This is a genomic window from Paludisphaera sp., from assembly GCF_037189885.1.
GTDB lineage: Bacteria > Planctomycetota > Planctomycetia > Isosphaerales > Isosphaeraceae > Paludisphaera.
Genome location: NZ_JBBCIR010000077.1, coordinates 1 through 8,328 on the forward strand (window position 1 = coordinate 1; position 8,328 = coordinate 8,328).

The following is an 8,328-nucleotide window of genomic DNA, read 5'->3' on the forward strand; positions in this document are numbered from 1 at the left end:
ACCTCCCCTACCTCGTCGCCGACGCCTCCAAGCTCCGCGAGGCCGTCGGCTGGGAACCCCAGATCCCCATCGACCGGACGCTCGCCGACATGCTCGCCGACGCCCGCACCACAAAAGGCCCGCCCGTGGTTCGCACGACCCTCTCCGGGTACCCCCCGGCCTCCCCGGCCCTCTCGATCCTCGACTGCTTCCGTTTTGTCAAAGAGCGCCGCCATCAAACACCCATATGGTCCGCGGCGGGGGCGGCGGGGTTTCAGGAATCTCGGATTCTTTTCTCCGGGGGCGGCCGTCGGTCGGATCGCGTGGACGCCATCCGCCGCGCTTGTGGCCGGTCGACGCCGACCATAGGATGTTGGAGGGGCGCGCCGACGGGCGGCCCGGGGACCGTTTCGCGACGAAGTGGAATACGGGGGCGGCCATGCGCGGACTGCTGACGAGTCGGAAGACCTGGACCGTCGCGATCGCCCTGGCGACGACCCTGGCGGTCGCGGCCCAGGAGCCGGGGAGGCGGAACGCCCGCCCCCTGCGCGACCAGGGGGGCGCCCGGCTGAAGAAGGTGGAGCCTCGCGGCGGCGACCCGCTGGCCAAGGCGGGGGATCCCAGGGCCCTGGGCGCGCCCGGGACGTATCATTACACCTTCAAGCTCCGCGCGTTCGACGGCACGCCGCTGGCATCCTCGTACTACCCCTCGCGGCTGGGAGAGGCGGCCCCCGTCGTCGTCCTCATCCATGAGAAGGGCCGCTCGCGGAAAGACTTCGAGGATCCCGTCCTGGAGTTCAAGGGCCGCGGCCTGGCCGAGTACCTCCAGTCCGCGGGCTACGCCGTGCTCGCGCCGGACCTCCGCGGCCAGGGCCAGAACCCCCGGCGGCAGGTGGCCGCCGAGGAGTACGAGACGATGGCCGACGACCTCCAGGCCGCCTACCAGTTCCTCCTGGACCGCCACAATCGCGGCGAGCTGAACATCGGCAAGCTCGGCGCGGTGGGGCTCGGCGAGGGGGCGAACCTGGCCATCGCCTGGGCCTACCAGCCCGGCGCCGCCGTCTCCACCGAGGGCCGCGCCGGCGACCTCGCGGCGCTGGCGCTGGTGTCGCCCCGGCCCGAGGGCTCCGGCTACGTCCTCTCGCGCGTCGCCCCGCCGGTCGCCCTGCGCGTCCCCATGCTCCTGATGTCCGGCGCCAAGGACGCCCCCTCCCGCGACGCCATCGAGGCCGTCCGCGGCGACCTGGAGCGCGGCCGGTCCAACAAGCTCGAGACCTTCCCCTCCGCCCTCCACGGCTACAAGCTCCTCCGCCTGGAGCCCAGGGCGGCCGACACGCTGGTCAAGTACCTCGACGCCAACCTCAAGAACCGCCCCAACGAGTGGGAGCCTCGCTACAACCAGCTCCCCGTCGCCTACTCCGACGTCCAGGCCGTCCGCCCCCAGCCCAGGGCGGCCGAGCCGAAAAAGGTCGACGATCGGCCCGCCGACGACGCCGACGCCGAGAAGAAGCCCGCCCCCGACGCCGCCGAGGAGAAGCCCGCCCCGAAATCCTAGGAATCCCGGCGGTCGGGGCTTCCCGGACCGCCCCGACGGCGCCACAATGACGCTGGCTCCTACAAACGTAGGAATACGGCGCGGGGAGGACCGACGATGAGCATGTTCACCGAGGATCCGACGCTGCCGGTGGCGGTCCTGCTGATGGCGGCGGCCTGCTGCTTCGTGGCGCTGCGGGTCCGGCAGGAGGGGAAGTACCTGATCTGGGGTGGCGTGGCGCTCGCCCTGGCGGGGGGCGTGGCGGCCTTCGAGTGGGCCTGGGTGACGGAGAAGGAGAGGATCGAGGGGGTCGTGCATGACCTCCGCCGCGCCCTGCTGGCCTCCGACTCCCAGCGCATCCTGGGCCACCTGACGCCCGACGCGCAGTTCGTCCAGGCCGGGTCGTCGATGAGCCCGGAGGCGACCCGGGCGCTGATCGCGGGCAACGTCTCCGCCGCGAAGTTCGACCTGGTGCGGGTCCGCGAGCTGCAGGCCAGCGCCGGCAGCCGGACGCGCCGGGGCAAGGCCGAGTTCAAGGTGTTCGCCCGGGGGAGCGTCCAGGGGCCCTTCGGCTTCGGCGGGCTCAGCGGCGCCGCCGACACGACGTGGTCGCTGGGGTTCGAGGAGACCAGGCCGGGGGTCTGGAAGATCAACCGCATCACGCCGATCTCCACCCCGCTCAGCCCCGCCCTGTTCGCCGGCGGCGCGACCCCCCGTCCGCCCGAGGTCGGCCACTATCCGGGGATGGAGCGCGGCCGCGGGCGGGGCGAGCGCGACCGCGACCGCGACCTTGGGAACGGCCCCGCCCCGTCCCGCATGACCCGCAAGGACCTGGCCCGCGAGCATGAGCGCGAGCGTCAGCTGGGCCAGGACCGCTTCGGCGCCTCGCGATGACCATGGACATGCTCGCCCTGACCCAGGCCCTGGAAGCCGCCTTCGACCGCCTCGCCCCCGGGGGGGACGCCGGCCATGACGTCCACCACGCGCGACGGGTCCGCGACAACGCCCTGCGGATCGCCGACCGCGAGGGGGGCGACCGCGCCGTCCTGATCGCGGCGGCCTACCTGCACGACCTGGTGAGCCCGCCGAAGGACTCGCCCGACCGCAAGCGCGCCTCCGCCCTTTCCGCCGAGGCCGCCGCCCCGGTCCTCCGCGAGCTGGGGCTCGACGAGGGCCGCGTCGCGTCGGCGTGCCACGCGATCCACGCCCACAGCTTCTCCGCCGGGGTGGAGCCGACGACCGTGGAGGCGAAGGTCCTCCAGGACGCCGATCGGCTGGAAGCCCTGGGGGCCATCGGAGTGGCCCGGACGTTCTACACGGCGGGGCTGATGAATTCGGCCATGTTCGACGCCGACGACCCGTTCGCCGCCTCTCGGCCGCTGGACGACCGCCGCTTCGCGCTCGACCACTTCGCCGTCAAGCTGATGAAGCTCCCCGCGACCATGCAAACCGCCGCGGGCCGCGAATTGGCCGAGGAACGCCTGGCCGTGATGCACGCCTTCCTCGGCGCGATCGCCGAGGAGCTGGGGACCCACCCGGCCTGGCGAGGGCCCCGCGACGATCTCTCGGCCTCGATCACTCGCCGGAAAGGGTAGAAGCCCGTTGGACTCGCGGTTCTGGGACTCGGTGGCGAACAAGCGGGCCTTCGTGGCCCGGGGGCTGGAGGCGACGGGTGCCCTCCGGGCGCTCGAGGCGCTCGGCGAGGCGGGGCGGTCGGTGGTCCTGACGTACCACCGGATCGCGGTCCCGGGCCCGTCGAACCCGTTCTACGACCCCACGGTCTCGGCCACGCCCGAGGGGTTCCGGGCCCAGATGGCGATGCTCCGCGATCGATTCCGCGTGGTCCCGGCGGAGGAGCTGATCGCCCCGGCCGGCCCGGCCGACCGGCGTCCCCGCGCGGCGGTCACGTTCGACGACGGCTGCCGCGACAACTTCGACGCCGCCCTCCCCGTCCTCCGCGAACTCGGCCTCCCCGCGACATTCTTCATCCCCACCGACTTCCTCGAACGCCCGCGGCTCCCCTGGTGGGACCACGTCGCCCATGTCGTCAAGGCGTCGCGGCTCGACCGCTTCGAGATCCCGCGCGCCCCGGACGACCCCGCGCCGATCGTCGTCGACCTGACGACGCCCGACCGCTCGGCCGCCATCATGGCGCTGATCCGCCCGGTGCTTGCCGGGGAAGTCGCCGATCGCGACGGCTTCCTCAAGCGGCTGGAAGATCGGGCCGAGGTCGACGTCGACTCCGCCGCGCTCGGCCGCGGGCTGTTCATGTCCTGGGGCCACCTGAAGGCGCTGGCCGCCGAGGGCCACGCGATCGGCTCGCACGCCCACTCCCACGTCGCGCTGGGGACGCTGGACGACCGCGACGCGCGCCGGGAGCTGGCGCTCTCGCGGACGATCCTGGAGGCCGCCGTGGGCCGGCCGGTCCGGGCGGTCGCGTACCCCTACGGATGGCCGGGCGCCGTGACCGACCGGACGTTCCGCCTGGCCGCGGCCGTCGGCTACCGCGCCGGCTTCACCGCCTTCGAGGGGCTCGTCCGCCGGGGTCGCGACCCCCTGGCCATGCCCCGCCTGAACGTCGGCGCCGGCGACACGCCCCCCCTGCTCCGCGCCCGCGCCGCCCTCTGGGGCACCCTGGGCCGGTCGTGCCTGTGACGGGGCGACGGCCTGGCTTCGTTTGGCTTCGTTCGCGCGCCGTGGCGGAAACCAACAATGCACACAAACCATTGCATTCAAAATACTTGAGTCATTAAACCGAGCCGCGAAGTTGGCTTCGTTCGTCGAAAACGCGTAGCAAATTCAATGGCCTCGCCGGGCTCGTCGTTTTCATTCGCGACGGCGATGGGGCGTTGGATTTCGCGATGACCACGGCGCTCAAGTCCTGCCGCACGCGGGTGCTCCGTCCAGAACGCCTCGAAAGGAAGGTTGATCCCCCTTCTCCCCTCGTGGGAGAAGGTGCCCCGGAGGGGCGGATGAGGGGGGCGCGCCACCGAGAGGCGTCGGATTGGGATCCCTCGCGAGACGGGCAACGCGGCGGCGGTCGCCCCCTCATCCGGCCTTCGGCCACCTTCTCCCACGAGGGGAGAAGGGCGCTCGTCATCGGCTCGCGTGATGGTTGCGTCTATCAATCATCGGCGTCTGGTTCAAACTCGCGAATTGTCAAGGAACGACCCACCATCAGCCACGATCCGCGAGGGGGGCTGCGGGATTTCATCTTTCCGCGGGAAATCCCCGATGGCTGGGGCGTCCCGACGCCGCGCCCCCTTGCGTCGGGCTGTCGGCTCGGCGATGCTGCGCCCCCATCTCAACACATCGGCGGAGGGGCGAGGACGTGGAAGCGACGACGTTGGAGGCGAAGGCGCCGGCGAAGGCCTGGGGGGTGGTGTTCGCCGGGATGTCGGTGAACCTGTGCCTGGGGATCCTCTACGCCTGGAGCGTATGGAAGGCGCGGTTGGTCGGGGACGAGGCGCGCCCGCCGGGGTCGCCGATGTCGGGACTCGACGCCGGCTGGACGTACCTGACCGACGCGCAGGCCACCTCGGCCTACGCCGCCTGCGGGATGATCTTCGCCCTGGCGATGATCCCCGGCGGGCGGATCCAGGACCGGCTCGGCCCCCGCTTCGGCGCGACGCTCGGCGGGCTGCTGCTGGCGGCGGGGTGCGTCCTGGCGGGGCTGATGAAGTCTTACCTCGGCCTGCTGGTGGGCTTCGGCCTGCTGGGGGGGATGGGGATGGGGTTCGGCTACGCGGCGGCCACGCCGGCGGCCGTGAAGTGGTTCGGCCCCCACCGTCGCGGGCTGGTGGCGGGGATCGTGGTGGGGGGCTACGGCGCGGCGGCGATCTACATCGCGCCGCTGGCCGGGGCGCTGATCTCCCGCTACGGGCTGTCGGGCAGCTTCATCGGCCTGGGGGTGCTGTTCGCGGCGGTGGTGGTGGTCGCCTCGCGATTCCTCGTCTTCCCGCCGCCGGGATACGTCCCGCCGGGGCCGGCCGTCGCGGCCATGACGAGTTCCGCCCCCGCGCCCGACCCGGTCGCCGACGCCACGGCGGGAGAGATGCTGCGGACGTGGCGGTTCTACGCGCTGGTGTTCCTGTTCATCGGCTCGGCGCAGTCGGGGCTGCTGGTGATCGCGAACGCGGCGCCGCTCCTGAACAAGACGGCGGGGACGCTGGCGTTCTTCGCGGCGAACGGGTGGCTCCTGGCGTCCTACGGCGGGCTGGTGAACGCGGCCGGGCGGGTGGGGACGGGGTCGTATTCCGACCAGATCGGCCGGGCGAACGCCTACCTGCTGAACGGGGCGGTCTCCGCGGCGTGCCTGTTCGCGATGCCGTGGATCATCGCGTCGGGGAGCGTGCCGCTGCTGTTCCTGGCGGTGGGCGTGGCGTACTGGCAGTACGGCGGGAGCCTGGCGCTGATGCCGGCGTTCACGGCCGACTTCTTCGGCGCCAGGAACCTGGGCTTCAACTACGGCTTCGTCTTCCTGGGCTGGGGCATCGCCTTCTTCGTCCCCCAGGCGGCGGGCGCGATTAAGGACGCGACCGGCAGCCTCGACGCCGCCTTCATCCTCTCCGGGGCCCTGCTCTCCGCCGCCTGCGTCCTGAGCCTCCTCCTCCGACGACCGGCGCCGAGGCCGGAGGCGGGGTGAGGTCGGGGGCCTGTCGGCCGAACTTGCCCTGAAGGGCATCGCCGAATCGAAGCGGCCCCGTCTCCTCTCGCGGGAGCGGGGCGCTCGTTGTCACGCCCTCGCGGGCGGTCTGTACCGGGGCCCTTGTCGGGCAGGGTGTCCCCGGAAGGGCGCGGGTCCGCGCCGGCTACTTCTTCTTGGCCGTGTTGGAGGCGTCCTCGATCGTGCCGGGGGCCTTGGGGGCGGCCTTGAACTGGTCGGCGGTCATCTGGCGGATCGTCCGGTTCTTCATCAGGACGTAGCCGCCGGATTCAGGGGTTTCCTTCTGGTAGGCGAGGACCTCGTCGGCGGAGTCGCCGGTCGCCTCGGGGGAGAGGTCCTCCAGCTTGACGCCCCAGACGGCGACGATGTCGCCGGTGCGCAGGGCGTTGAAGCCCTCGGGCATGATCTCCGCGTAGGGGGCGAAGTCGCGGTAGCCCGTCGGGGCCTTCTTCTTCAGCTCCCAGTGGTCGCGGTAGAGGGCGCCCACCTGGGCCAGCGGGCCATTCTCGGAGGTTGCCGAGGTCGTGCCCCCGTCGTTTCCCGGGTCCCCGCAGCCGGCGAGGAGGCCCAGGCAGGCCGCGACGATGACGGTTCGAAGCATGACGATTCCTGGATCTAGGGGACGGCGGGCGCGCGGGTCGGCCCGCGCGCCCGCCCCGGTTGCCTGTCGGGGTCAGAGGGCGTCGGCGCTGATGATCTCGCCGTTGGCTCGCGTGCCCAGGGCGCGCCAGGCGTCGATGTTGACCGAGTCCTTGACGAACCGGACGGAGCCGTCGGCCATGCCCACGTTCACGCCGCCGGAATGGTAGCTGCGGGCGGCGATGTGCGTCGCGTTCAGGACCGTGTCGCCGCAGTCGTACCCCCGGTAGTTGGGCGGGACGGTGTGGGTGTAGACGTGCAGGAATTGCGTGGCCCGGTGGTACTGGAGGCCCCGGTAGTTCACCGGGCTGGTCACGCTGGCGTCGCAGTCGGAGTTGGGGATGAAGTTGCCGGCCGGGGTGGTCCAGGTGGGGGAGCGACGGACGATGGTCTTGTCCAGGATGGCCCCGGTGACCGGCGCGAGGATGCCCCGCCGGGTCTCGGAGAACATGGCGGTGTTGCTCGTGCCGTCGGTGATCGAGGCGATCGTCACCGTGCTCATGACCTTGCGGAAGTCGGGATTCGTGGCGAGCGTCCCCGTCAGGTTCATCTGGATGTTGAAGATGCCGATGCGGGAGGTGACGGTCTCGGCCGTGGCGGTGGGGGTGTTGAAGAGCTGGGAGGCCGTGGCGCCGATGCTGCCGTAGTAGTTGTTCGACCCGTACTGGCCGCGGTTCCCCGTCATCCGCACCGCCGAGGCGTCCGAGGGGCAGAGGAACGCGGAGACCTGCTGGTTCTGCGCCGTCAGGTTCTCCAGGTGCGAGTGGACGTCCAGCTCCAGGTTGAACGCGGAGTAGGTGCTCGCCTGCTCCAGGTAGGGCAGGATCATCGTCAGCACGGAGCCGCGGATGAACCCCGTCCCCGCCAGGCCCGAGACCTTCGGCACCGGGCCCTGCCCGTCCGGGAACTTGCCGTTGGCCGACTCGAAGTTGTGCGCCGCCAGGCCCATCTGCTTCAGGTTGTTGACGCACTGGGCGCGGCGGGCGGCCTCGCGCGCCGCCTGCACGGCGGGCAGCAAGAGGGCGATCAGGACCGCTATGATCGCGATCACCACCAGCAGCTCGATCAGGGTGAACCCGGGACGTTTCTTGATGCTCATCGAAGGGGGACTCCATCACGCCGCCCCCGGGCCCATGAACATGGCGAGGGGCGACCGTCGGCGGACATGGATAGGGGTCGAGAGGGGATCGGAGGCGGCGCAACGTGGCGGACGCGCGCGTGCACGCCGGCTCGAATCCTTAAATAAAGAAATAGTGGCTTTAGATAGATTAAATCGGAGACTCCGGGTCCGAACGGTGCCCGGAATCGGCGGGAAGGGAGGCGTCGAGATGGGCGCGAGCGAGCCCGCGTGGTTGGGGCGGCCCGGTTCCTCGACCTCGACGCCGTCGGAACGGTGTCATGTAGTATATATGCACCCTCGCAGGATATGTCAAGACCTCCTATTATCATAGGAGGCCATGACCGCGGGAGGGCGTGCGTGGGGCCCAGGCCGCGCGGGTCGCGCGGCCAC

Annotated in this window: 8 protein-coding genes; 6 read left to right on the plus strand and 2 right to left on the minus strand. The window is 71.4% G+C overall.

Translation table 11 applies throughout. The features are described from left to right. The 6 genes from WG209_RS20530 to WG209_RS20555 all read left to right on the plus strand — a co-directional run. A partial coding sequence (locus WG209_RS20530) for a hypothetical protein (RefSeq protein ID WP_337176962.1) occupies positions 1-434 on the plus strand: 434 nt, incomplete at its 5' end. Next, positions 419-1,534 carry an alpha/beta fold hydrolase gene (locus tag WG209_RS20535; RefSeq protein WP_337176963.1) on the plus strand — a complete coding sequence of 372 codons (1,116 nt, stop codon included), beginning with the start codon at positions 419-421 and terminating at the stop codon, positions 1,532-1,534. The genes WG209_RS20530 and WG209_RS20535, both read left to right, overlap by 16 nt. Before the next feature lie 96 nt (positions 1,535-1,630). Beyond that, the gene (locus WG209_RS20540; RefSeq protein ID WP_337176964.1) at positions 1,631-2,407 is read left to right on the plus strand and encodes a hypothetical protein; all 777 of its coding nucleotides are present in this window, start codon (positions 1,631-1,633) and stop codon (positions 2,405-2,407) included. Between the two features lie 8 nt (positions 2,408-2,415). After that, on the plus strand, positions 2,416-3,108 hold the full coding sequence (locus tag WG209_RS20545) for an HD domain-containing protein (RefSeq protein ID WP_337176965.1): 693 nt from the start codon (positions 2,416-2,418) through the stop codon (positions 3,106-3,108). A 7-nt stretch (positions 3,109-3,115) separates the two neighbouring features. Further along, the gene (locus WG209_RS20550; protein WP_337176966.1) at positions 3,116-4,168 is read left to right on the plus strand and encodes a polysaccharide deacetylase family protein; all 1,053 of its coding nucleotides are present in this window, start codon (positions 3,116-3,118) and stop codon (positions 4,166-4,168) included. 676 nt (positions 4,169-4,844) lie between these two features. Further along, complete coding sequence (locus tag WG209_RS20555) at positions 4,845-6,158, plus strand: MFS transporter (protein WP_337176967.1); 1,314 nt, start codon at positions 4,845-4,847, stop codon at positions 6,156-6,158. Between the two features lie 166 nt (positions 6,159-6,324). Here WG209_RS20555 and WG209_RS20560 read toward each other — a convergent pair whose 3' ends face one another. Next, positions 6,325-6,780, minus strand: coding sequence for a hypothetical protein (locus WG209_RS20560; RefSeq protein WP_337176968.1), 456 nt, complete (start codon positions 6,778-6,780; stop codon positions 6,325-6,327). A gap of 72 nt (positions 6,781-6,852) precedes the next feature. Continuing rightward, positions 6,853-7,917: a DUF1559 domain-containing protein gene (locus tag WG209_RS20565; protein ID WP_337176969.1), complete on the minus strand. Its 1,065-nt coding sequence runs from the start codon at positions 7,915-7,917 to the stop codon at positions 6,853-6,855. Positions 7,918-8,328: the final 411 nt, after the last annotated feature.